Consider the following 206-nt stretch of genomic DNA (forward strand, 5'->3'; position numbering starts at 1 on the left):
TCTTGGACTGCTTTATCTTCTTTATCATTTGTATCAAGCGCACCTAAATTTTCAGCTGTTGTCACAGATGTGTTCAACTCTGTTTTGTCTGCTTTTTTATCTAATGCATTTTTAGCATCAGTGATGGCTTTTGTAGCTGCTTTTAATTCTTCAACTGTTTTAGTTGCGTCATCTTTCGCAGTTTCACCAGCTGTGACTGCTGTTTC

1 protein-coding gene is annotated in these 206 nt (G+C 37.4%); it reads right to left on the reverse strand.

Translation table 11 applies throughout. The annotated features are described in order from the left end of the window. Window positions 1-206 (reverse strand): hypothetical protein (locus tag HMPREF2937_RS13675; RefSeq protein WP_180364622.1); only part of this gene is annotated, 206 nt, incomplete at both ends.

Origin of the sequence: Staphylococcus sp. HMSC061G12 (assembly GCF_001838465.1) — a bacterium.
GTDB lineage: Bacteria > Bacillota > Bacilli > Staphylococcales > Staphylococcaceae > Staphylococcus > Staphylococcus simulans.